The following is a 22714-nucleotide window of genomic DNA, read 5'->3' as shown; positions in this document are numbered from 1 at the left end:
CGATGCGCCTGCGCCCTTCACTCCTCGCGCTGGCGCTCGCGCTCGGCCTGGCCCGGCCGGCGTCGGCCGACGACCTGCTGCAGGCTTACGCCATGGCGCGCGCCGCCGACCCGGTGCTGGCCATGGCCGACGCGCAGCGCGGTGTGCAGCACGAGCTCGCGCTGCAGGCCCGCGCCGCGCTGCTGCCGCAGTGGCAGCTCGACGCCACCGAACTGCGCGACCAGCAGGACGGCACGCGCCAGCGCGAACTCGCCAGCCGTGTCAGCCAGGTGCTGCTCGATCTCGGCCGGCTCCGCACCTGGGAGGCCGAGCGAACGCTCGAATCGGCGCAGGGCCTGCGCCTGCGCGCAGCCGAGCAGGCGCTGTGCGCGCGCGTGGCCACCGCCTACTTCGGCGTGCTGTCGGCACAGGCCGCGCTCGCGACTACCCAGGCCAACGAGGACGCGTTCGCGGCCCAGGTGGCGCAGGCGAGCAAGCGCTTCGAGGCCGGCCTGTCGGCGCAGGTCGATGTCGACCAGGCGCGCGCCTACCACGCGCTGGCCCGCGGCGCCACCGTGCAGGCGCGCCAGGCGCTGGCCGATGCGCGCGAGGCGCTGGCGCAGATCACCGGCCAGCCACCGGGCGAGCTGCAGCCGCTGGCTGCCGAGCTGCCGGCGCTGCCGCCCGAGCCGCGCGACCCGCAGGCCTGGGTCGACCAGGCGCTGCGCGGCAACCCGTCGCTGCAGGCCCAGGCCCGCCTGGTCGATGCCGGCGAGCAGCGCATCGGCGCCGCGCGCGCGGCCCACTGGCCCACGCTCAGCGCCGGGCTGGACAGCACTCGCAGCGGCGGCGCCGGCATCAGCGACGAGCAGCGCCGCGGCGGCACGCAGTTCGCGCTGCGCCTGACCGTGCCGCTGTTCGCCGGCGGCGCGACGCAGTCGCAGCTGCGCCAGGCGGGCTTTCAGCGCGACATCGCGCGCGACGAGTTCGAAGCGGCCCGCCGCGCCCTCGTGCGCGAAACGCAGGCGCAGTACCAGGCGGTCGTCGCCGGCGTGGCCCTGCTGGAAAGCACGCGCACCGCGGTGGCCGCCGCCGACCAGGCACTGGCGTCGACCCGCGCCGGCCAAGGCCTGGGCACCCGCACGATGACCGACCTGCTGCTGGCGATCCAGACCCAGGCCGCCGCGCAAAACGCGCACGACCAGGCACGCCACGGCTACGTGCTGGCGCGGCTGCTGCTGCAGCAGGCCGCCGGCGTGCTCGGGCAGGCCGAGCTGGCGGCCGTCAACGAATGGCTTCTGAGGGCCCCGAGGGCCGGGCTAACGCCCAGCCCGCCCCCCGTGGGGGTCAAGGAACTCGGGAGCGGCCCGTCGTACCTTGAGAAAAAGGAAACGTGATGCTCGCCTACTACTTCGATCTCGCGCTGCGCAGCTTCAAGTCCGCCCGCGGCCTGAGCGTGCTGATGGTGCTGGCGCTGGCGCTGGGCATCGGCGCCTGCATGACCACGCTGACGGTCTACCACGTGCTGTCGGGCGACCCGATCCCGCACAAGAGCGACCGGTTGTTCGACGTCGAGCTCGACGCGGCCAACACGATCGGCTGGAAGCCGGGCGACGAGCCGACCTTCCAGCTCACCCGCTTCGACGCCGAGGCGCTGCTGCGCGCAAAACACGCCAAGCGACAGGTGATGATGACGGGCGCGAACGTGCCGGTGCAGCCCGAGTCCACCGCGGTCAAGCCGTTCTACGCGCCGGCCCGCTACAGCTCGGCCGACTTCTTCGCGATGTTCGACGCGCCCTTCCAGTTCGGCAGCGGCTGGGATGCCGCGGCCGATGAAGCGCAGGCCCGCGTCGTCGTGATCTCGAAGTCGCTCAACGACCAGCTCTTCGGCGGCGAGAACAGTGTCGGCCGCACGCTGCGCGTGCGCAGCGTCGACATGCGCATCATCGGCGTGCTGAAGGAATGGCGGCCGGTGCCCCACTTCTACGACCTGACCTTGGGCATGGCCGAATCCGAGCAGGTGTTCCTGCCCTTCTCGACGGCGATGGGCCTGAAGTTCGGCAGTTCGGGCAACATGAACTGCTGGGGCAACGGCGGCGCCGGTGTCGGCCCACGCGACCTGGCCGCGCCCTGCGCGTGGATCCAGTACTGGGTCGAGCTCGAATCGGCCGACCAGGCCGCCGCGTTCCGCGACTACCTGGTTCAGTATTCCGAGGAACAACGCCGCGCCGGCCGCTACGAGCGGCCGGCCAACGTGCGGCTGCGCAACGTGACCGAGTGGCTGGTCCACCGCCAGGTGGTGCCGGGCGACGTGCGGCTGCAGGTGGTGCTGGCCTTCGGCTTCCTGCTCGTGTGCCTGACCAACACCGTCGGCCTGCTGCTGGCCAAGTGCCTGCGACGCTCCGCCGAGATCGGCGTGCGCCGCGCACTCGGCGCCACGCGCGGCGCGATCTTCGCCCAGTTCGTCACCGAGGCCGGTACGCTGGGGTTGGCCGGCGGCGTGCTCGGCCTCGGGCTCGCGATGCTGGGCCTGTGGCTGGTTCGCCAGAGCCCGGCCGAGTACGCCCCGCTCGCGCAGATGGACTGGCCGATGCTCGCGCTGACCTTCGCGCTGGCGCTCGCGGCCAGCCTCGTCGCCGGCCTGCTGCCGGCCTGGCGCGCCGCCACCGTCACGCCGGCCCAGCAACTGAAGACCCAATGAGGAACCGAATGGACATCCTGCCCATCCTGTCGACCCTGCGCCGCCACAAGACCGCAGCTGGCCTGATCGTGATCGAGATCGCGCTGACCAGCGCGATCGTCTGCAATGCGCTGCACCTGATCAGCCACCGCCTCGGTGTGCTGAACCGCGACACCGGCCTGCCCGAGGCCGAGCTCGTCGTGCTCGCCGCGCGCAGCACCGGCGGCCCGGCCGACCCCGACGAGCTGACCGCGCGCGACCTCGCCGCGCTGCGCACGCTGCCCGGCGTGAAGGACGCAACGATCGTCAACCAGATCGTCTACGGCCACAACAGCAACAACAGCGGCGTGCACATCACCGCCGACAAGAACGAGCAGCGCACCGTGGCCGCGCACTACGTCGGCGGCGAGGGTGTCGTCGCCACGATGGGCCTGCAGCTCGTCGAGGGGCGCGACTTCAAGCCCGAGGAGTTCCTGGCCAGCTCGGTGGTCGACCAGGCCGAGCAGCCCAGCGTCGGCCAGGTCATCATCAACCGCTCGATGGCCGACAAGCTCTTTCCGGGCCAGTCGGCACTCGGCCGCACGGTCTACGCCTACGACGAGGCCCCGTCCACCGTGATCGGCGTCGTCCGCAGCCTGCCGCACCCCTACCCCGGCAAGGCCGAGAACGAGAGCGAGCACGCGATGCTGTTCCCGGTGCGGCCGACCTTCCGCAACGGCACCTACCTGCTGCGCGTCGCGCCGGCGCAGCGCGAGGCGGCCCTGAAGGCGGCGACCGCGGCGATCGAGCGCAACGACCCGTCCCGCATCGTCACCCAGGGCCGGCTGCTGAGCGAGATGCGCGCCGAGTTCTACGCGCAGGACCGCTCGATGGCCTGGCTGATGGGGGGCGTGATCGTCGCGCTGCTGGTCGTCACGGCCTTCGGCATCGTCGGCCTGGCCAGCTTCTGGGTCCAGCAGCGCACGCGCATGATCGGCACGCGCCGCGCGATGGGCGCCACGCGTGGCCAGATCCTGCGCTACTTCCAGCTCGAGAATTTCCTGCTCTCGGGCGTCGGCATCGCGCTGGGCATGCTGGGGGCCTTCGGCCTGAGCCTGGTGCTGATGGCGAGCTACGAGTTGCCGCCGCTGCCGCTGGCCTTCCTGCCCGTCGGCGCGCTGGTGCTGTGGGGCCTGGGGCAGCTCGCGGTGCTCGCACCGGCGCGGCGCGCGGCGGCCCTGCCACCGGTGGCAGCTCTGCGCAGTTGATCAGCGGGTTGCTATCCTCACGGGCCTCATGCACACCGTCCTGATCATCGACGACCACCCCGGCGTCGGCGAAGCGCTCGCGCTGCTGCTGTCGCTGCGCGACATCCGCGCGCTCGTCGCCACCGCGCCGGCCGAGGGCCTGGGCCTGCTGGCGCGCGAGCCGGTCGACCTGGTGATCCAGGACATGAACTTCAGCGCCGACACCACCTCGGGCGAAGAGGGCTCGGCGCTGTTTCGCGCGCTGCGCGAGCGCAGCCCCGACCTGCCGGTGGTCCTGCTGACGGCCTGGACGCGGCTGGAGAGCGCGGTCGAGCTGGTCAAGGCCGGTGCCGCCGACTACCTGGCCAAGCCCTGGGACGACGCCAAGCTGCTGGCCACGGTGCAGAACCTGCTGGAGCTGGGCGAGACCACCCGCGAGCTCAAACGTGCCCGGCAGGAGCGGCGGGCACGGCGCGAGGCACTGCAGCAGCGGTTCGACATCGATGGCCTGGTGTTCCAGTCCGAGGCGATGCTGTCGACGCTGGAGCTGGCGGCGCAGGTCGCACGCACCGAGCTGCCGGTGCTGGTCACCGGGCCGAACGGCGTCGGCAAGGAGCGTGTGGCCGCGCTGGTGCACGCCAACTCGGCCCGCAAGGCGCTGCCCTTCGTCGCGCTGAACTGCGGCGCGCTGCCGGCCGAGTTGATCGAGGCCGAGCTGTTCGGTGTCGACAGCGGCGCCTACACCGGCGCCCACCGCGCGCGTGAAGGCCGCTTCGAGGCCGCCCACGGCGGCACGCTGTTCCTCGACGAGATCGGCAACCTGCCGCTGGCCGGCCAGGTCAAGCTGCTGCGCGTGCTCGAGACCGGCCGCTTCGAGCGCCTGGGCTCGAGCCGCACCCGCGAATCACAGGTGCGCATCGTCAGCGCGACCAATGCCGAGCTGAAGGCCATGGTCGCCGCCGGCACGTTCCGCGAAGACCTGTACTACCGGCTCAACGTGTTCGAGCTGCGCGTGCCGCCGCTGGCCCAGCGGCGGGACGACGTGCTGCCGCTGGCCACGCACTTCCTCGGCCCGGCCGCCGCGCGCCTGACCGACGCCGCGCGCGATGTGCTGCTCGCGCATGCCTGGCCCGGCAACGTGCGCGAGCTGAAGAACGTGATGGCCCGCGCCGCGCTGCTGGCCGGCGACGGCCCGGTCGTGCCGGCGCACCTGCAGATCGAGTTGCCGAGCCGGCCCGCCGCGGCGCGCGACCTCGACGAACCCGGCAAGGACGCCGTGCTCGCCGCGCTGGCCGAGGCCCACGGCGTGGTCAGCCGCGCCGCGCAGGCGCTGGGCCTGTCGCGCCAGGCCCTGTATCGCCGCATGGAGCGCTACGGCATGGCGGGGGCTGGCGGCCCGGTGGCCGACACCGCCGCTTGACCCGCATGGGCGGCCTTCGTGCGCTGGCTCTCAGCTTGCAGGCCCGCCTGACACTGTTGCTGCTGGCCACGGCCTCGCTGGCCGGCCTGGTGCACGTGGCAATCGTTCAATGGCCGCTGCCCGCGCTGATGGCGCTGCTGCAGCGCCGGCTCGGCTGGGCTGTGCAAGCGCCCGCACCCGGCAGCGCCAGCGCACTCGCATTGACGGCGCTGCTGTTGTTTCCCTTCCTGGCCTGGATGGCGGCCGTCACCGTCGGCCCGCTGCAGCGCCTGTTGCGCGCGCTGCAGGGCGCGGTGCTGAGCTACCGCGAGGGCGACTTCAGCATGTCGATCCGCGCGCCGGGCCATGCCCCGCTGGGCGAGCTCGGCGAGCTGCTGCGCCTGCACAGCGAACTCGGCATGGCCCTGCGCGACCAGCGCCAGCAGCTCGCGCAGCGCGAGCTGCTGCTCGACACCGTCGTGCAGAACACGCCGCTGGCGCTGCTGCTGTGCGACGAGGGTGGCCAGATCGTCTACGCGAACATCGCCGCGCGCCAGATGCTGGCCGAGGGCCGGCGCCTGGTCGGCAATACGCTCGACACCGTGCTGGCCGACGCCCCGCCCGACCTGCGCGACGCCGTGCAAAGCGGGCAGGACCAGCTCTTCTCGGTCAGCGACAGCGCGGGCCACGAGGAGCACTTCCACCTGTCGCAGCGGCCGCTGCTGCTGCAGGGCGTGCGCCACCGCCTGATCCTGCTGCGCCGCATGACGCGCGAGCTGGCCCGCGAGGAGGTGGCCAGCTGGAAGCGGGTGATCCGCGTGATCAGCCACGAGCTGAACAACTCGCTGGCGCCGATCTCTTCGCTCGCGCACAGCGGCGCCGAGCTCGCCCGCCGCGGCCAGGCCGAACGCCTGCCCAGGGTGTTCGACAGCATCGCCGAGCGCGCAAGCCATCTGCACACTTTCCTGGCCGGTTACGCCCGGTTCGCGAAGCTGCCGCAGCCGCGCCCGGAGCCGGTCGACTGGCCGGCCTTTCTCGATCGGCTGGGCGCGCACAGCCAATTCAGCTGGCTCGGCGCGGCGCCGGCATCACCCCCGTGCTTCGACGCCGGCCAGGTCGAGCAGGCCTTGATCAACCTGCTGAAGAACGCCCACGAATCGGGCAGCGCGGCGCAGGACATCTCGCTGGCCTTGGCCACGACGACCAGCGAGATGCGCTTCACGGTGGCCGACCGCGGCCCCGGCATGAGTGACACGGTGCTCGCCCAGGCCCTGCTGCCGTTCTACTCGACCAAGCGCAGTGGCACCGGCCTCGGCCTGGCCCTCGCGCGCGAGATCGCCGAGGCCCACGGCGGGCGCATCGCCCTGGCGAACCGCGAAGGCGGCGGGCTGGCGGTCACGCTCGTGCTGCCGGTCGACGCCAGCCGCTGACCCGCTGGCGCGCTACAGATGCCGCGTCTCGGCCGGCGCCTCCCACCAGGTGTTGTCGCGCCCGTTCGCGAACCTGACCGGGGCGTTGGCCAGCTCTTCCAGCGGCGCGTCGTCCAGCGTGCACAGTTGCACCGAGACATAGTCGCCGCCGATCTGCTCGATGTAGCCGCGGCCGAAGGGGCGCACGCCGCAGTGGCGGCAAAACAGGTGGTGGCCACTCATGGTGCCGAACTGGTAGTCCAGCAGATCCGCTTCACCGGACAACAGGCGAAAGTCGGCCGGCTTGATGATCGCGCTCCAGTTGCGCGTCTTGGTGCAGATCGAACAGTTGCACTTGCCGGTGCCGGCCGCGAGGTCGATGTCGGCCTCGTAACGCACGGCGCCGCAATGGCAGCTCCCCGTGTAGCTCTTCTTCATCGGGTCCTTCTCCTGGCTGAATGTGTGAATCTGGTGAGGGTCGATCACCGCGCGTGTCGGCGCGGCGCCGGCCATGCTGCCAGTGCCAGGTCAAGCCTGCTGTTTCCGACTGTGCCGTGGGCTCAAGGGCAGCGCAGCACCGCCCCTTCGAGCGTGCAGGCGCCGCGCGGCCCGACCAGGTTCGGCCCGACGCGGTTCAGGCGCGAGCCGTCGCTGGCCCAGCAGCCGGCCGGGTCGCAACCCACCACCGTCAGCAGCGGCTCGGAGCGGGCGGGCAGCGCTGGCTGCGCCGGCACCGGTGGGGCCACCGGCGCGGTCAGGGGCCGGCCGGCGGTGACGGGCGACACCGTCACGGGCGGCTGCGCCGTGCGCGCCGGCGCGGCGCTGCCGCGGCTGCCGCCGAGGCAGGCCCGCGCAGCCCGCTCGCGCCACGGCTGCAGCGCCGAAGCGGCGGCACCGGGCGCCGAAGCCGATGGCGGCGCGCTGCGTGCCGCCGACAGTGCAGCCGTCTCCTGCGCCTGCAGCGCGTCGAGCGCCTGGCGGCAGGCGACCGACTCCGGTGCAGCCGGCAGTTCGGCATCGGCGGTCATCGCCGCCCAGCCAGCGACCGCACCCACGATGAAGGCGAGCACGCGTGCCATCTTGATTGGAGCGCCTCCAGAGGTCGGAGTTCGAATCGATCGGCGCGGCCGTTCAACCACCGGCCAGGCGCAGTCCGCGGCCCGCCGGCTCGATGCGGTAGCTGGCCCCGGCCGTCGGTTGCAGTTGGATCGGCTCCGGCCGGCCGGGCAGCGCGACCCGCAGCGTCGCCGCGCTGCACTGCTCGTGTCGGCGCGTGACACCGGGTGCCAGGCTATAGCGCATGTCACCGAGTTCGTAGCGCACCGGCTGGTCGCTGCGGTTGGCCAGCTCGAAATGCATCCGCAATGCGGCCGGGCGGCCAAACATCTGCACCGCGTAGTAGCGGTCGCCCCGCGCATTGCCGGCCATCGCCACGCCGGTCTCGGTGGCATCGGCGGCGAGCAGGTTGCGCCGGTGGCCCGGCGAATCGATCCAGCCCTGCATGAAGCGCTCGGGCAGCTCGGCCGGGTCGAGGCCCGCCGAGCTCATCACATAGGCGATGTTCTCGGCCACCAGGCACCAGGCATAACCCTGGGCCTCGGCACGCTCCGCGGGCTCACGCCCATCGGCCTCGTGGCTGTAGCGTCCCGTGCGCGCCATGAAGGCGGCGAACTCGGCCGCCGCGGCGCCGAGCACGGTGTTCGGCACCAGCGGCGCCAGGCCCTGCGAGCGACGGAAAGCGTTGCTTCGGTCGACGATGTCCTGCTGGGCCCGGGCGAGTTCGGGTTCGCGCGCCGCGGCCGGCCGCGACACTGCAGTGCCCAGGAAGAGGGTCGCCAGCACGGCGGCGGCCGCCACGCCGTGGCAGCCGCGGGCCCATCGCCGAGCGGGTGTCATTCGCTCGTCAGGCCCTGCCGCGCCTCGTCGGCCGTGCCGTACAGGCGGGGCGCGACGCCGCGCGCGGCCAGCGCCGGCCCGAGCTTGGCGCGCAGGAAGGCCGAGCTGGTGTAGCGGGTGACCTGCAGGTAGTGGCGCTCGACGATCTCGTGCACCATCGCCGCCCACGCGTCCTCCACCTGGGGGTCGAGCGCGAAGTGCTCGTAGTTGATGACGCCATAGACCTTGTGGCCCAGCGGCTCCAGCCGCTGGGCGATCTCGCGGCGCACTGCCTCCACGTCGTCGGGCGTGCGTATGCTCAGGTGCTCGAAATTGACGAACAGCGTGCGCTGGTCGGCGTCGTAGGTGAAACGATCGGCCAGCGGCAGCAGCAGCAGGCGGGCACGCAGGCCCATCGGCGCATCGGCGAAGAGGGCGGCGTCCATGCGCTTCGGCTCGCACTCGACGATCGGCGTGAAGCCCATGCGGGCGAGGATGTCGCGCTCCAGGTCCAGCCCCGGCGCAATCTCGATCAACTCCAAGCCCTCGGGGTGCAGGCGGAACACCGCCGCCTCGGTCACGTAAAGCACCTGCTGGCCGCGCCGGCGCGCCTCGGTGCCCGAGAAGGTGCGCTGCTCGACCCCGGCGACGAACTTCGGCCCGTCCTCGGTCGCGAAGGTGCCGGTGAAGACCAGCTTCTTGGCGTTCTGGCTGATGTTGATGAAGCCACCTGCGCCGGCCAGCCGCGTGCCGAAGCGGCTGACGTTGACGTTGCCCTGCGCATCCGCCTGGGCCAGCCCGAGAAAGGCCAGGTCCAGCCCGCCGCCGTCGTAGAAGTCGAACTGGTAGGGCTGGTCGATCACCGCCTGCGTGTTGACCGCAGCGCCGAAGTTCAGCCCGCCGGCCGGAATGCCGCCGATCACGCCGGGCTCGGCGGTCAGCGTGATCAGGTCGATCACGCGCTCCTCGGCGGCCACCGCGGCCACGCCCTCGGGCATGCCGATGCCCAGGTTCACGATGCTGTGCGGCCTGAGCTCCAGCGCCGCGCGGCGGGCGATGACCTTGCGCTTGCCGGCGTGCATCGGCTCCACATGGCCGGGCGGCACGCGGATCTCGCCGGCGAACGCGGCGTTGTAGGGCTCGGCGAAGGTCTGCTGGTGGTAGCGCGGCTCTTCGGCGACGACCACGCAGTCGACCAGCACGCCGGGGATCTTGACCTGCCGGGGGTGCAGCGAGCCGGCCGCGGCCAGCCGCTCGACCTGCACGACCACGATGCCGCCGGAATTGCGCGCCGCCATCGCGATCGCCAGCGCCTCCAGCGTCAGCGCCTCGCGCTCCATCGTCACGTTGCCGTCGGGGTCGGCGGTGGTGCCGCGCACGAAGGCCACGTCGATCGGGAAGGTCTTGTAGAACAGGTAATCCTCGCCGTCGATCGGCATCAGGCGGACCAGATCCTCGGTCGTCCTCGCGTTGACCTTGCCGCCGCCCAGGCGCGGGTCGACGAAGGTGCCCAGGCCGACCCGGCTCAGGTGCCCCGGCTTGGCCGAAGCGATGTCGCGAAACAGCTGCGAGATCACGCCCTGCGGCAGGTTCCAGGCATCGATCTCGTTGTTCACGGCCAGCGCCTGCAGCTTCGGCACCAGGCCCCAGTGGCCGCCGATCACCCGCGCCACCAGGCCCGCATGGCCCAGATGGTTCAGCCCGCGCTCCCTGCCGTCGCCCTGCCCGGCCGCGTAGACCAGGCCCAGGCGCCGAGGCGCGCCGGTCTCGACGAAGCGCTTCTCCAGCGCCACGGCCAGGTTCTCGGGAAAGCCGATGCCGACGAAGCCGCCAGTGGCCAGCATGTCGCCGTCGTGCACGAGCTTGACCGCGTCGGCCGCCGAAACCACCTTGCCGCGCTCGGCCAGCGCCGCCATGCGGGCGTGGGCGTTGGAGTTTCGTGGCGAAGCCGCGGGCGCGGAGGTGGTGGGCTTGTCCATCCGGCCAGTGTCCGCCCAGGCGCCCGGGGCCGCCATGCGGGGCGGCCCCTCCCTCACATCGAAGCTGACACGAAACTGACGTAGCGCTACAGTCGACCCATCCCTTGCGAGGAGGGCCGCCATGAGCTTCGCTCAACTCACCGCCATGAAGGCCTGGATGGTCGCCCACCGTGCCGGCCAGCCCATCGAGTACCACACCTGCGATGCGGTGCTGACGCTGTGGCTGTTGGGCTGGATGGGCGCGCCGGCCTTCATCGTGCTCGACGCGCCCTGGGCGGTGATCGGCTGCGTCGCGCTGTTCTTCACCCCGTCGGCCTACCTGCGCCTGCGCCGCTCGCTGCACCTGAAGGGCCGGCTGCGCTGCGACTGGCTGGACGCGGTGCGGCACCCCGCCCGGGCCTGAGCACCGCCGCCGGGTCAGCCCTCGTCGCGCGGCAGCCCGGCGCCGGCTTCGCTGGGTGCGCGCGCCACGCTGGCGGCCACCAGCATCTGCACCTGCACCACGTCCACCGGCTGTTGCAGCCGGCAGCGGTAGCTGCGCGTGCCGCGACCGTGCCCCTCGAGCGGCCCCAGGTCGGGCGGCAGCAGGTAGCCGTTGAAGATCTGCAGGTTCACGTGGCCGCGGTGCGGCGCGATCGCGAGCAGCGGCGCCCCGCCCCAGACGAAGACCAGTTGGCCCCATCGGATGATCTCGTCCAGCGCCGGCTCGGCCTCGCGCACCGCCGCGCGCAGGGCCTGCGCGACCTCGCGCTGGGCCGGTGGCTGGAAATCCAGCCAGGCGGAGATGAGGGCCTTGGAGCGGGGGCCGGGGCGCATGGTGACATGCCTAAAGCTGCCGTGCCTTGAAGGTGTCGCAGTCGCCCACACTACCGCTTTGCAGCCCGCGGCGGAACCACCCTACGCGCTGTGCGCTCGTTCCGTGGGTGAAGGTCTCGGGCACGACGCGCCCTTGCGATTGGCCCTGCAGTGCGTCGTCGCCGATGCGCGAGGCGGCGTTGAGTGCCTCTTCGACGTCGCCGCCTTCGAGGATCTGGCGTGCCGCATCGGCATGGTGGGCCCAGACGCCCGCAAAACAATCGGCCTGCAGCTCGACACGCACCGACAGCGCATTCGCCTGTGCCTGGCCCATCCGGCCGCGCCGCTGGTCCACCTGCCCGGTGATGCCCATCAGGTTCTGGACGTGGTGGCCCACCTCGTGGGCAATGACGTAGGCCTGGGCGAAATCGCCCGGCGCGCCGAGCTGGCGCTGCAAGGTGTCGTAGAAGGCCAGGTCGATGTAGACCTTCTGGTCGCCGGGGCAGTAGAACGGCCCCATCGCGGCTTGGCCAGTGCCGCACGCGGTGGGGGTCACGCCGCGGAACAGCACCAGGTGCGGCGGGCGGTAGCGGGCGCCACTTTGCTGGAACAGCTGGCCCCAGACGTCCTCGGTGATGCCCAGCACGGTGGCGACGAAGGCGGCCTGGCGGTCGCCGGCGGGCGGCGCGTGGGCCGGCGCCTGGGCGGCCGGCGGAGCGCCGGTGTTCGGGTTGCCGCTGAGCAGCCCCAGCACCGTCAGCGGGTTGATGCCGAAGATCCAGCCGGCCACCAGCGCGACGGCCACGGTCCCCAGGCCGATCCCGCGCCCACCGATGGGCAGGCCGAAACCACCTCCGCCGCCCTCGTCGCGTCGGTCTTCGACGTTCTCGCTCTGACGGTTGCCTTCCCAGCGCATGGCGCCACCTCCTGCATGACTGCTTGCGGCGGCACGGCAAGCCGCGCGCCCGGCCGGGGATCAGGGATCAGGTCTTGGGCAGCGTGACGCCGCGTTGGCCCTGGTACTTGCCGCCGCGATCGGCATAGCTGGTCTCGCAGACCTCGTCGCTCTCGAAGAACAGCACCTGGGCACAGCCCTCGCCGGCGTAGATCTTGGCCGGCAGCGGCGTGGTGTTGCTGAACTCCAGCGTGACGTAGCCTTCCCACTCGGGCTCGAACGGCGTCACGTTGACGATGATGCCGCAGCGCGCGTAGGTGCTCTTGCCCAGGCAGATCGTCAGCACGCTGCGCGGGATGCGGAAGTACTCGACCGTGCGCGCCAGCGCGAAGCTGTTGGGCGGGATGATGCAGACGTCGCTCTCGATGTCGACGAAGCTCTTCTCGTCGAAGTTCTTCGGGTCGACGACCGTCGAGTGGATGTTGGTGAAGACCTTGAATTCGCGTGCGCAGCGAATGTCGTAGCCATAGCTGGAGGTGCCGTAGCTGACGATCTTGTGGCCGTCGGCCGCAAACCGCACCTGGCCCGGCTCGAACGGCTCGATCATGCCGTGCTCTTGCGCCATCCGGCGGATCCACTTGTCGCTCTTGATGCTCATCGAAGCCTCTGTCGAAGTGGGCTGATTCTAGGCGGCGGGGCTGTCCAGACCGGCCGCCGCAGCCAGCGCCGCAAGGTCATTCAGCTCGATGCTGCCGTAGCGCAAATGGATCAGCCCGCGGGCCTCGAGCGCGCGCAAGGCCTTGTTGGCCGTCTGCCGGCTCACCCCCAGCATCAGCGCGAGCTGCTCCTGGGGCAGGCGCAAGGTGCGCCGCGGCGGCCCGCTGCGCGCGCCCCAGCCATGGGCCTCGAGCCAGAGCCGCTTGGCCAGGCGCCCTTCGAGCGGCAGCTGGGCGATGTCTTCCAGCACGCCGAACAGCATGCGCAGTTTCGCGCAGGCGAGCTGGGCGATGGCCTGCCAGTGCGCCGGGTGCTCGGCGAGCCAGCCCCGCAGCGCCCGCTCGGGCACGCGCAGCACCACCGTCGGCCCATCGGCCACCGCATCGTGCGTGCGCGGGCGGCCGTCGATCAGCGAGATCTCGCCGAACCACTGGCCGGGCTCGAGAAAAGCCAGCAGCGTCGCCCGCCCGTCGCCCTGCACCGCGCCGACCCGCAGCGCCCCTTCAAGCACGCAGGCCAGCCCCTCGGCCGCCTGGCCGCGTTCGAACAAGGCCTCGCCGGCGCCCAGGCGCTGCACGCGGCCCAGGTGCTGCAGGGCCTCGCGCAGCTCGGCCGGGCACTGGGCGAACCAGGCGTCGCCGTTCAGCACTTCATGCCAGGCGCGCGGCGTGGATGCGGGAATGTCCGGATCGTGCATGGCGGGTCGCTCAAGCCGAATGTCGGCGTTTTGACAGTCGTCAACAGCAGGCGACCCTAGCATGCGGCGACCGCTGTCAAACCCCAGGAGTGCCCCATGCGCCATGCCGCCGAGCTGTTGATCCAGTACGCCCGCTACCACCGCGATCGCCGCAACATCGCGACGCACTTCGTCGGCATCCCGCTGATCGTGTTCGCGGTCGGCGTGTTGCTGGCACGCGCCAGCTTCGAGGTGGCCGGCGTCCCGCTGACGGCCGGCTGGCTGGTGGCCGCGCTGGTGACCGTGTGGTACCTGACGCGCGGCCGGCTCGACCTGGGCCTGGCCGTCAGTGCGGCCACCTGGCTGCTGGTCGCATTGGCCCACCAGGTGGCCGGCGGCAGCACCGCCCACTGGCTGGGCTGGGGCCTGGGCGTGTTCGTCGGCGGCTGGGTGCTGCAGTTCATCGGCCACTACTACGAGGGCCGCAAGCCCGCCTTCGTCGACGACCTGGTCGGCCTGCTGGTCGGCCCGATGTTCGTGATGGCCGAGGCGATGTTCGCGCTCGGCTGGGGCCGTGACCTGCGCGACGAGATCGAGCGGCAGGCGGGGCCGACGCATCTGCGCGATCTGAAGCAACCCGTCGCCTCGCATTGAGCCCCGCATTGAACGCGCCGACGGTCGCCGCCCCCGGCCCCGGCCCGGTGCTCGTCATGGGTGCCGGCAGTGTCGGCGGCTACGTGGGTGGCGGCCTGCAGGCGGCCGGCGCCGAGGTGCACTTTGTCGGCCGGCCGCGCATGCTGGATGCCTGGCGCGCCCACGGCCTGCGCCTGACCGACCAGGACGGGCGAGACGAGCGCCTGCCGCCCGTGGCGCTGCATCTGTCGGCCACGGTGCCCGCCGGCATCGCGCCATCGCTGGTGCTGCTGGCCGTGAAGTGCGGCGCCACGCGTGAGGCCGCCGCCGCGCTGGCAACGGCACTGCCGGCCGGCACGCCGGTGCTCTCGCTGCAGAACGGCCTGGGCAATGCCGAGGCCGGCCGGGCGGTCGCCCCGGCGCTGCGCTGGCTGGCTGGCATGGTGCCCTACAACATTGCCGAACTCGGCCCCGGGCACCTGCACCGCGGCACCGGCGGCAAGCTGGCGGCGCAAGACGACCCTGCCCTGCGGGCCTGGCTGCCGGTATTCGACGCCGCGCGGCTGCCGATGCGGCTGTACGCCGACTTGAAGCCCGTCCAGTGGGGCAAGCTGCTGCTGAACCTGAACAACCCGGTCAATGCCTTGTCGGGCCTGCCCCTGCGTGCCGAGCTGATGCAGCGCGGCTACCGCCAGGTCTTTGCCGCCCTGCAGCGCGAGGCACTGACCGCGCTGGCGGCGGCCGGCATCGAGCCCGCCCAGGTGGCCGCGGCCGCGCCGCGCAAGCTGCCCACCCTGCTGTCGCTGCCCGACTGGCTGTTCCGCCGCGTGGCCGCGCGCATGCTGCGCATCGACCCCGAGGCCCGCTCCAGCATGGCCGACGACCTCGCGCTCGGCCGCACGACCGAAGTCGATGCGCTGTGCGGCGAGGTCGTGCGCCTGGCCCAGGCGAATGGGCTGGCTGCGCCGCTGAACCAGCGCATCCAGGCGCTGGTGGAGGCCTGGCCCGGCCAGCCGGCGCCGCTGGCGGCGCCCGAACTGAAGTCGCGGCTCGGGCTGCGTTGATGCACCCGCCGAGGGCGCCATCCCACCGCCGCCGTCGCTTGAAATCTTCACGCTTGCGGGTACTTTCCAGGCCTGTTCAGCCCCTGTGCACAGCGCTAGGATCAAGGCATGTCGCCATCCCGGGAGGCTGCCATGCCCTCACCCTTTCGACCGGCGCGTGAGTTGCTCATCCAATACGCCCGCTACCACCGCGATCGGCGCAACATCGCCACCCACGTTGTCGGCATCCCGATGATCGTCTTCGCCATCGGCGTGCTGCTGGCCCGGCCCGCCGTCGGCGTGGCCACCCCCGCCGGCATGCTCGCGCTGACGCCTGCCCTGATGCTGTGGAGCCTGACCACGCTGTGGTACCTGACCCGTGGGGAGTTCCTGCTCGGGCTGGCCGTGAGCCTGCTCAACGGCGCACTGGTCTTCCTCGCCGCGCCGCTGGCCGGGGCCGGCGTCGTGCCGTGGCTGGCGGCGGGCCTGGGCCTGTTCCTGCTCGGCTGGGTGATCCAGTTCATCGGCCACTACTACGAGGGCCGCAAGCCTGCCTTCACCGACGACCTGATCGGCCTGCTGGTCGGGCCGCAGTTCGTGACCGCCGAGGCGCTGTTCTCGCTCGGCCTGCTGCACGGGCTGCGCGCCGAGATCGAGCGCCGCGCCGGGCCCACGCGCATCCGCGACCTGGCCTTTCCGGCCTGAATGGGACACCCGGCGCCGGGGTACCGGCGCACCCTCCATGAGGGGGCGCGGCCGCTTCGCAGCAGCCGTGCGCTGGCCGCGCCACCGCCCCTCAGGTCGTCTTGGAGACGCTGATGGTCGGGAATTTCGACGAGAAGTCCTTCGCCTTCTGCGCCACGCTGACCGCCACCTGGCGGGCCACCGACCGGTAGATCGCGGCGATCTCGCCGTCAGGCTCGGCCACCACCGTCGGCGTGCCGCTGTCGGCCTGCTCGCGGATCTTCATCGTCAACGGCAACGCCCCGAGGTAGGGCACGCCACGCGACTCGGCCATCTTGCGGCCTCCCTCGGCGCCGAAGATGTGCTCGGTGTGGCCGCAGTTCGGGCAGCAATAGACCGCCATGTTCTCGACGATGCCCAGCACTGGCACGCCGACCTTCTCGAACATCGACAGGCCGCGCTGCGCGTCGATCAGCGCGATGTCCTGCGGCGTCGTCACGATCACCGCCCCGGTGATCGGCACGCGCTGGCTCAGCGTGAGCTGGATGTCGCCGGTGCCCGGCGGCATGTCGATCAGCAGGTAATCGAGATCGTGCCAGTTGGTCTGGCGCAGCAATTGGTCCAGGGCCTGCGTGGCCATCGGGCCGCGCCAGATCATGGCCTGGTCGGGCTCGACGATGAAGCCGATCGACATGACCTGCACGCCGTGGTTCTCGAGCGGCTGCATGGTCTGGCCGTCGGCGCTCTCGGGCCGGCCGGCGATGCCCATCATCGTCGGCTGGCTCGGGCCGTAGATGTCGGCATCGAGAATGCCCACCCGGGCACCCTCAGCCGCCAGCGCGAGCGCGAGGTTGACCGTCGTCGTGCTCTTGCCGACGCCGCCCTTGCCCGACGCCACCGCGATGATGTTGCGCACCTGCGGCAGCAGCTGCACGCCACGCTGCACCGCATGCGCGACGACCTTGAAGCCCACGTTGACGCTGACGTTGCCCACGCCCGGCACGCTGCGCGCCGCGGCGATCAGCGCCGTGCGCAGCGCCGGGAACTGGCTCTTGGCGGGATAGCCGAGCTCGACGTCGAACGACACCTGGTCGCCTTCGATGCGAAGGTTGCGCAGCTGCTTGCCGCTGACGAAATCCTGCTGGGTCTGGGGGTCGACGACGGTGCGCAAGGCGTCGAGCAGCGCGGTCTCGGATACGGGCATGGGTACGGCCTGGGTGGTGAGGCATCCAGTCTAGCCCAGCTGCCGAGGCCCTTTGCGCGTGCGGGCGTCATTGCCTCGATCGCCAATGACAAAGGGCCTGACCTTTCGGCCAAGCCCTTGTCGCTTGCTCATCGCTTGAATCTTGGTGGGCCCTGTAGGATTCGAACCTACGACCAACGGATTAAGAGTCCGCTGCTCTACCAACTGAGCTAAGAGCCCCGGTGTCTTTCGACGCTTGCCAGCAATCTTACCTTTCGGCGAGATCACCCGGCACATGACGGGTTGTGGTGGGTTGTGCAGGATTCGAACCTGCGACCAACGGATTAAAAGTCCGCTGCTCTACCGACTGAGCTAACAACCCTTACCCCGGTAGAGCCTCACATCATATCACGAGATTTTCACGATTGGAAAGAGTGGGGCGCGCAAGACACACGGCAATCGCCTCGCCGGCCGCTGCGAGGCCGAAGCTGGCGGTCACCGTGACGGTCGAGCCATAGCCGTGGCAGTTCAGCCCGCCGTCGCGCGGGCCGCCGATGTCGCAGGCCGCCTCGACCGGCGGCGCGACGCTCTCGCGCGAGAACACGCAGCGCACGCCGATGGCGCCCTGCCCCGCCTTGGTCGCGCCGTATTCGCGGCGCAGGCGCTGGCGCAGGTTGGCGAGCAGCGGGTCGTGCGTCACCGCCGCCAGGTCCGCGATGTCCAGCCGCTCGGCGTGGCGCTTGCCGCCGGCCGCGCCGCAGCACACGAGTGGCACGTGCTCGCGCAGCGCCCAGGCAGCCATCGCGGCCTTGGCACGCACCTGGTCGCAGGCGTCGATCACCGCGTCGATGGGGCCGGGCAGCAGCGCCGGCCAGTTCGCCGCATCGACGAATTCGTCCACCACCTGCACCGCGCAGCCAGGGTGGATGTCGGCCACGCGTGCCGCCAGCGCCTGCCCCTTGGCCATGCCGAGCGTGGCGCCGAGCGCCTGGATCTGGCGGTTGATGTTCGACTCGGCAACGTGATCCATGTCGATCAGCACCAGGCCGGCCACGCCGCAGCGCGCGAGCGCTTCGGCCGCCCACGAACCGACCCCGCCCAGGCCCACCACCGCCACGCGCAACGCACGCAGCCGGGCATAACCTGCGTCGCCGTACAGGCGGCGCAGCCCGCCGAAGCGACGCTCCAGGTCGGGTGCGTCGTCGAGCAGCGGGGGGGGTGGGGCCGCGAGCGTGTCGTTCACCCGGCGGTTACTTCAGCGCGACCAAACGCTCGCGCGCGGCTTGCGCCGCTTCGGACTTCGGATACTGCTTGATCAACTCTTCCAGCGTTCGCTTCGCGCTCTTGTTGTCCTTCAGCTCGGCCTGGCAGTTGGCCAGCGCGAGCAGGGCCTCGGGCGCACGAAGGTGATCGGGCGCCGCGGTCACGAAGGCGCGGAAAGTCGCGATCGCGTCCTTGTACTGGCGCTGGCCGTACTGGGCGTTGCCCAGCCAGTAGCGCACCGAGTCGACGTAGCCGCTGGCCGGGTAGCGCCTCAGGAAGCTGGACAGCGCGGGCGCGGCGCGGTCGTACTCGCCGCTGCGCATCGCGGCCATGGCCTCGTCGTAGATGCGCTTTTCCTCGGAGTCGACCGAGAACTCCTTGCCGTCGACCGACACCTGCTGCGGCTCGAGCTTGCGCATGCGCTCGTCCACGCCTTGCGCGATGTCCTTCTGCTTGCGCTGCACTTCCGACAGATCGCGCAGCATCTGCTCGTCCTGCCCGCGCAGGCGCGCGAGCTCGGCCCTCAGCTGCTCGTTCTGGTTGTTCAGGTCGAGCATGCTGCGCTGCAGGGTCTGCAACTGGTCGCTCAGCTGCTTGAGGGCCGCGGCCTGCTCGCTGCGTTGCTGCTCGCCCTGGGCCACCTTGGCCCGCAGGTCGAGGATGGCCTTGCGCGCCTCGTCATCGTCGAACAGGCCCGCGCGCGCCGGCAGCGTCGCAGCGAGCAGGGCGCCGAGCGCCACGGCGCGCAGCAGGAAGGGTCGGGCGCGGGCCATGGACTCAGCGGTCCTTCAGCTCGGCACGGCGGTTCTTCGCCCAGGCCGCTTCATCGCTGCCCTGCACCGCCGGGCGCTCCTCGCCGAAGCTCACGGCCTCGAGCTGGCCGTCGGTGGCCCCGACCAGCAGCATCGCCTTCTGCACGGCCTCGGCACGCTTCTGGCCCAGGGCCAGGTTGTACTCGCGGCTGCCGCGCTCGTCGGTGTGGCCCTCGATCAGCATGCGCTTGGCCTTGTTGGCACCCAGGAACTTCGCAAAGCCCTCGACGATCGGGCGGTACTCGTCCTTGACGACGAAGCTGTCGAAGTCGAAGTACACGGTGCGGCCCAGGCCCGCGGGCGGGTTGGCATTCGCGCCCAGGTCGACCGACTTGACGGCACTCTCGGCCGCAGGCGAGCCCTGATTGCCGGCACCGGCACCCGCACCTGCTTCGGTGGGCGTGCGCGATTCGACCGGCGCCGGGGTGTCGAGCTTGGTCGAGCTGCAGCCCGCCAGCCAGACCAGCGCCAATGCCGACATCGCGCCGGCCCCAACGTTCCATTTGACCGCCATGGGTTCTCTCCTTTTTTCGTGGGTGAAAGTGCGCCGGATCATCGCCCGTACGGGCCCCAGACCGGTTCGCGGATATCAAGGCCGCTGGTGAGCAGCTTCGTCTTGATCTTGCCATCCAGGGTGGTGGTCATCAACAGCTCGTGCCCCTGGGCGCGGGTGGCGTAGATGATGAACCGGCCGTTGGGCGAGAAGCTCGGGCTCTCGTCGTCGCTGGTGTCGCTGAGCACCTGGACCGCACCGCTGGCCAGGTCCATGGTCGCCACCTTGAAGCCGCCGTTGCGCTGCACGAAGGCCATCATGCGGCCGTCGGGGCTGATGGCGGGGCTGACGTTGTAGCTGCCCTGGAAGGTGACACGCTCGGCCCCGCCGCCTGCGACCGGCTGGCGGTAGATCTGCGGCGAGCCGCCCCGGTCGCTGACGAAGTACAGACTCTTGCCGTCGGGCGAGAAGACCGGCTCGGTGTCGATGGCCGAGCTTTGCGTCACGCGGCGCGGGTTCGCGCCGTCGCGGCCGATCAGGAAGATCTGCGAGCCGCCCTCGCGTGAGAGCGTGACCGCCAGGTCGCGCCCGTCGGGCGACCAGGCCGGCGCGCTGTTCGAGCCCTTGAAGTTGGCCACGCGGCGGCGGGCACCGGTTTGCAGGTTCTGTACCCAGACCACCGGCTTGCGGTCTTCGAAGGAGACGTAGGCCAGCTCGCGGCCGTCGGGCGACCAGGCCGGCGAGATGATGGGGTCGGGGCTGGTCAGCGGCACCTGCCCGCCTTCGCCATCGGCATCGGTCACGCGCAGCGTGAAATGACCGCCGCCCTTGGTGACGTAGGCGATGCGGGTCGCGAACACGCCCTTTTCGCCGGTCAGCTTTTCGTAGATCGCGTCGGCGATGCGGTGCGCCGCCAGCCGCAGGTCGGCGGCCGGCACGGCCAGGCTCTGGCCGCCCTGGTCGGCGCCCTTGACGACATCCCACAGCTTGTAGCGTACGTCGAAGCGGCCGTCGGCCAGCTTGGTGACCGAGCCGGCGGCCAGCGCGTCGCTGCCGCGGCTGCGCAGGTCGGGGAAGCCCGGCGCGCCGGTTTCGTCGATGCGCAGCGGCGCATCGATGAAGCGAAACGCTCCACTGCGTTCGAGGTCCGCGCGCACGATGGCCGAGATGGCGTTCGAGCCGCCGAGCGACTCGTCACGAAACGGCAGCAGCGTGATCGGCAGCTGGGTCGCGCCGATGCCGGAAATCTCCACGCGGAACTCGGCCTGCGCGGGCAGCGCAGCGGCCGTTCCGAGCGCACCGAGGGCGCCCATCCAATGTCGTCTGGACCACATAGCGGCGGATCGAGTCATGCGGTGGGCCGAAGGTTCCGCTTCGGCATCAATGTCTGGCGGGCGGAATTCTAGGCCGGCATACCATCACACCCTCGGCCGGCTGGCCCCGTCATTTGTCGCCATGAGCAACACGCCCCCCATCAGCCGCTTCCCCGTACCCGAGATCGGCTCGCTGCCGGAGGACCTGCGCCAGCGCATCCTGGAGGTGCAGGACAAGGCCGGCTTCGTGCCCAACGTGTTCCTCGCGCTGGCCCACCGGCCGGCCGAGATGCGCGCCTTTCTCGCCTACCACGACGCCTTGTTGCTGAAGGAGGGCGGCGGCTCGACGAACCAAGAGGCGTCAGGCCAGGGCCTGACGAAGGGCGAACGCGAGATGATCATCGTCGCCACCTCGGGCGCGAACCGGTGCTTGTACTGCGTGGTCGCGCATGGCGCGATCCTGCGCGTGTACGAGAAGAGGCCGCTGATCGCCGACCAGATCGCGGTCAACCACCGCAAGGCGGACATCACGCCGCGCCAGCGCGCGATGCTCGATTTCGCGATGAAGGTCTGCCTGCACGCCGACGAGATCGAGGAGGCCGACTACGCCGCGCTGCGCGCGCACGGCTTCACCGACGAGGACGCCTGGGACATCGGCGCGATTGCCGCGTTCTTCGGCCTGTCCAACCGCATGGCCAACCTGATCGGCCTGCGGCCGAACGACGAGTTCTACCTGATGGGTCGCGTGCCCCGCCAGAAATGATGGCAGCGCCCCCCGACCAACCGGCCGGCCTTTCGCCGCTCGTCGCCGGCGCCTGGCGCCTGGCCGAGTGGGAATTCAACGTCCAGCAGCGCATCGCCTGGATCGAGGGCAACCTCGAGCGCGGGCTGACCAGCTTCGACCACGCCGACATCTACGGCGGCTACCAGGTCGAGCCGCTGTTCGGCGAAGCCCTGGCCCACGCGCCCGGGCTGCGCGAGCGGATGCAGCTCGTCACCAAGTGCGGCATCAAGCTGACCGGCCCGGCGCGGCCGGCCCACGAGACGCATTGCTACGACACCTCGGCCGCGCACCTCACCGCCTCGGTCGAAGCGAGCCTGCGCGCGCTGCACACCGATCGCATCGACCTGCTGCTGATCCACCGGCCCGATGCCTTGATGGACGCCGACGACGTGGCCGCCACCTTCGAGCGCCTGCGCCGCGACGGCAAGGTGCTGCATTTCGGCGCCTCGAACTTCACGCCCTCGCAGTTCGAGCTGCTGAACGTCCGCATCCCGCTCGTGACCAACCAGCTCGAATGCTCGCCGCTGCAGATGGCGCCGATCCACGACGGCAGCTTCGACCAGGCGCAGCGCCTGCGTGCGCGGCCGATGATCTGGTCGCCGCTGGCCGGCGGGCGCCTCTTCAGCGATGACGGCCCGGCGGCGCACCGCGTGCGCTGGGTGATGGGCGAGATCGGCGCGCGCCTGGGCGTCTCGACCACCACGCTGGCCATCGCCTGGCTGCTGCGCCTGCCGTGCCGGCCGATCCCGGTGATCGGCTCGCGCCGGCTCAGCGCGGTGGACGAAGCGACGGCCGCGCTGGGCCTGCGGCTGTCGAACGACGACTGGTACCGCATCTGGACCGCCGCCGCGGGGCACGAGGTGCCCTGACCGGCGG

24 protein-coding genes and 2 tRNA genes are annotated in these 22714 nt (G+C 71.2%); 11 read left to right on the top strand and 15 right to left on the bottom strand.

Features of this window, described 5'->3' with window-relative positions:
- Window positions 1–2: 2 nt before the first annotated feature.
- The 5 genes from VJ693_RS05645 to VJ693_RS05625 are packed head-to-tail and all read left to right on the top strand — an operon-like array spanning window position 3 to window position 6714.
- On the top strand, window positions 3–1376 hold the full coding sequence (locus VJ693_RS05645) for a TolC family outer membrane protein (protein ID WP_324152531.1): 1374 nt from the start codon (window positions 3–5) through the stop codon (window positions 1374–1376).
- Window positions 1376–2680: an ABC transporter permease gene (locus VJ693_RS05640; RefSeq protein ID WP_324152530.1), complete on the top strand. Its 1305-nt coding sequence runs from the start codon at window positions 1376–1378 to the stop codon at window positions 2678–2680. Before VJ693_RS05645 ends, VJ693_RS05640 begins: the two co-directional genes overlap by 1 nt.
- 8 nt (window positions 2681–2688) lie before the next feature.
- Entirely contained in the window at window positions 2689–3906 is a 1218-nt protein-coding gene (locus VJ693_RS05635) for an ABC transporter permease (protein WP_324152529.1), read from the top strand.
- Window positions 3907–3934: 28 nt separating this feature from the next.
- Window positions 3935–5305 carry a sigma-54 dependent transcriptional regulator gene (locus VJ693_RS05630; protein WP_324152528.1) on the top strand — a complete coding sequence of 457 codons (1371 nt, stop codon included), beginning with the start codon at window positions 3935–3937 and terminating at the stop codon, window positions 5303–5305.
- Window positions 5306–5310: 5 nt separating this feature from the next.
- On the top strand, window positions 5311–6714 hold the full coding sequence (locus VJ693_RS05625) for a sensor histidine kinase (RefSeq protein WP_324152527.1): 1404 nt from the start codon (window positions 5311–5313) through the stop codon (window positions 6712–6714).
- Window positions 6715–6726: 12 nt separating this feature from the next.
- On the opposite strand, the gene VJ693_RS05620 is transcribed toward VJ693_RS05625, so the two are convergent.
- The 4 genes from VJ693_RS05620 to VJ693_RS05605 all read right to left on the bottom strand — a co-directional run bounded on the left by VJ693_RS05620 (window position 6727) and on the right by VJ693_RS05605 (window position 10484).
- Window positions 6727–7131 (bottom strand): GFA family protein, encoded by a 405-nt coding sequence (locus tag VJ693_RS05620; RefSeq protein WP_324152526.1) that lies wholly within the window; start codon window positions 7129–7131, stop codon window positions 6727–6729.
- A 122-nt stretch (window positions 7132–7253) separates the two neighbouring features.
- Window positions 7254–7772: a hypothetical protein gene (locus tag VJ693_RS05615; protein ID WP_324152525.1), complete on the bottom strand. Its 519-nt coding sequence runs from the start codon at window positions 7770–7772 to the stop codon at window positions 7254–7256.
- A gap of 52 nt (window positions 7773–7824) precedes the next feature.
- Window positions 7825–8589 carry a CAP domain-containing protein gene (locus VJ693_RS05610; protein ID WP_324152524.1) on the bottom strand — a complete coding sequence of 255 codons (765 nt, stop codon included), beginning with the start codon at window positions 8587–8589 and terminating at the stop codon, window positions 7825–7827.
- On the bottom strand, window positions 8586–10484 hold the full coding sequence (locus VJ693_RS05605) for an acyl CoA:acetate/3-ketoacid CoA transferase (RefSeq protein ID WP_324152591.1): 1899 nt from the start codon (window positions 10482–10484) through the stop codon (window positions 8586–8588). The genes VJ693_RS05610 and VJ693_RS05605 overlap by 4 nt, the downstream gene beginning before the upstream one ends.
- 184 nt (window positions 10485–10668) lie before the next feature.
- Here VJ693_RS05605 and VJ693_RS05600 point away from each other — a divergent pair, with 184 nt between their 5' ends.
- Window positions 10669–10950: a hypothetical protein gene (locus tag VJ693_RS05600; RefSeq protein ID WP_324152523.1), complete on the top strand. Its 282-nt coding sequence runs from the start codon at window positions 10669–10671 to the stop codon at window positions 10948–10950.
- A 14-nt stretch (window positions 10951–10964) separates the two neighbouring features.
- Here the strand turns inward: VJ693_RS05600 and VJ693_RS05595 are convergent, their stop codons facing one another.
- The 4 genes from VJ693_RS05595 to VJ693_RS05580 all read right to left on the bottom strand — a co-directional run bounded on the left by VJ693_RS05595 (window position 10965) and on the right by VJ693_RS05580 (window position 13651).
- Window positions 10965–11363 carry a DUF1801 domain-containing protein gene (locus VJ693_RS05595; protein WP_324152522.1) on the bottom strand — a complete coding sequence of 133 codons (399 nt, stop codon included), beginning with the start codon at window positions 11361–11363 and terminating at the stop codon, window positions 10965–10967.
- A gap of 10 nt (window positions 11364–11373) precedes the next feature.
- On the bottom strand, window positions 11374–12258 hold the full coding sequence (ypfJ, locus tag VJ693_RS05590) for a KPN_02809 family neutral zinc metallopeptidase (protein ID WP_324152521.1): 885 nt from the start codon (window positions 12256–12258) through the stop codon (window positions 11374–11376).
- 67 nt (window positions 12259–12325) lie between these two features.
- Window positions 12326–12895 carry a dCTP deaminase gene (dcd, locus tag VJ693_RS05585; protein ID WP_324152520.1) on the bottom strand — a complete coding sequence of 190 codons (570 nt, stop codon included), beginning with the start codon at window positions 12893–12895 and terminating at the stop codon, window positions 12326–12328.
- Between the two features lie 27 nt (window positions 12896–12922).
- Entirely contained in the window at window positions 12923–13651 is a 729-nt protein-coding gene (locus tag VJ693_RS05580; RefSeq protein ID WP_324152519.1) for a Crp/Fnr family transcriptional regulator, read from the bottom strand.
- A gap of 96 nt (window positions 13652–13747) precedes the next feature.
- Between VJ693_RS05580 and VJ693_RS05575 the strand changes: the two genes are divergently transcribed.
- The 3 genes from VJ693_RS05575 to VJ693_RS05565 all read left to right on the top strand — a co-directional run bounded on the left by VJ693_RS05575 (window position 13748) and on the right by VJ693_RS05565 (window position 16011).
- Window positions 13748–14284, top strand: a complete 537-nt coding sequence (locus VJ693_RS05575) for a DUF962 domain-containing protein (RefSeq protein ID WP_324152518.1) — start codon at window positions 13748–13750, stop codon at window positions 14282–14284.
- A gap of 56 nt (window positions 14285–14340) precedes the next feature.
- A complete protein-coding gene (locus tag VJ693_RS05570) occupies window positions 14341–15327 on the top strand; it encodes a 2-dehydropantoate 2-reductase (protein ID WP_414652235.1) in 987 nt (328 codons plus the stop codon).
- Between the two features lie 132 nt (window positions 15328–15459).
- Complete coding sequence (locus VJ693_RS05565; protein ID WP_324152516.1) at window positions 15460–16011, top strand: DUF962 domain-containing protein; 552 nt, start codon at window positions 15460–15462, stop codon at window positions 16009–16011.
- 91 nt (window positions 16012–16102) lie between these two features.
- Here VJ693_RS05565 and apbC read toward each other — a convergent pair whose 3' ends face one another.
- The 7 genes from apbC to tolB all read right to left on the bottom strand — a co-directional run bounded on the left by apbC (window position 16103) and on the right by tolB (window position 21054).
- Window positions 16103–17194, bottom strand: coding sequence for an iron-sulfur cluster carrier protein ApbC (gene apbC, locus VJ693_RS05560; protein WP_324152515.1), 1092 nt, complete (start codon window positions 17192–17194; stop codon window positions 16103–16105).
- Between the two features lie 143 nt (window positions 17195–17337).
- Window positions 17338–17413 (bottom strand) — tRNA-Lys (locus tag VJ693_RS05555).
- Between the two features lie 66 nt (window positions 17414–17479).
- Window positions 17480–17555 (bottom strand) — tRNA-Lys (locus tag VJ693_RS05550).
- Between the two features lie 21 nt (window positions 17556–17576).
- Window positions 17577–18416 (bottom strand): tRNA threonylcarbamoyladenosine dehydratase, encoded by an 840-nt coding sequence (locus VJ693_RS05545; protein WP_324152514.1) that lies wholly within the window; start codon window positions 18414–18416, stop codon window positions 17577–17579.
- A gap of 7 nt (window positions 18417–18423) precedes the next feature.
- A complete protein-coding gene (gene ybgF, locus VJ693_RS05540; protein ID WP_324152513.1) occupies window positions 18424–19209 on the bottom strand; it encodes a tol-pal system protein YbgF in 786 nt (261 codons plus the stop codon).
- 4 nt (window positions 19210–19213) lie between these two features.
- On the bottom strand, window positions 19214–19762 hold the full coding sequence (gene pal, locus VJ693_RS05535; protein ID WP_324152512.1) for a peptidoglycan-associated lipoprotein Pal: 549 nt from the start codon (window positions 19760–19762) through the stop codon (window positions 19214–19216).
- A gap of 38 nt (window positions 19763–19800) precedes the next feature.
- The gene (gene tolB / locus VJ693_RS05530) at window positions 19801–21054 is read right to left on the bottom strand and encodes a Tol-Pal system beta propeller repeat protein TolB (protein WP_324152511.1); all 1254 of its coding nucleotides are present in this window, start codon (window positions 21052–21054) and stop codon (window positions 19801–19803) included.
- A gap of 142 nt (window positions 21055–21196) precedes the next feature.
- Here tolB and VJ693_RS05525 point away from each other — a divergent pair, with 142 nt between their 5' ends.
- Both VJ693_RS05525 and VJ693_RS05520 read left to right on the top strand, forming a co-directional pair.
- The gene (locus tag VJ693_RS05525; protein ID WP_324152510.1) at window positions 21197–21817 is read left to right on the top strand and encodes a peroxidase-related enzyme; all 621 of its coding nucleotides are present in this window, start codon (window positions 21197–21199) and stop codon (window positions 21815–21817) included.
- A complete protein-coding gene (locus VJ693_RS05520) occupies window positions 21817–22707 on the top strand; it encodes an aldo/keto reductase (protein ID WP_324152509.1) in 891 nt (296 codons plus the stop codon). Before VJ693_RS05525 ends, VJ693_RS05520 begins: the two co-directional genes overlap by 1 nt.
- The last annotated feature ends 7 nt before the right edge of the window (window positions 22708–22714 follow it).

The sequence above is a fragment of the Ideonella sp. genome (assembly GCF_035254525.1).
Taxonomy (GTDB): domain Bacteria; phylum Pseudomonadota; class Gammaproteobacteria; order Burkholderiales; family Burkholderiaceae_C; genus Ideonella.
The sequence above is the reverse complement of the archived record's forward strand: the minus strand, read 5'-3'. Positions and strand labels throughout refer to the sequence as shown.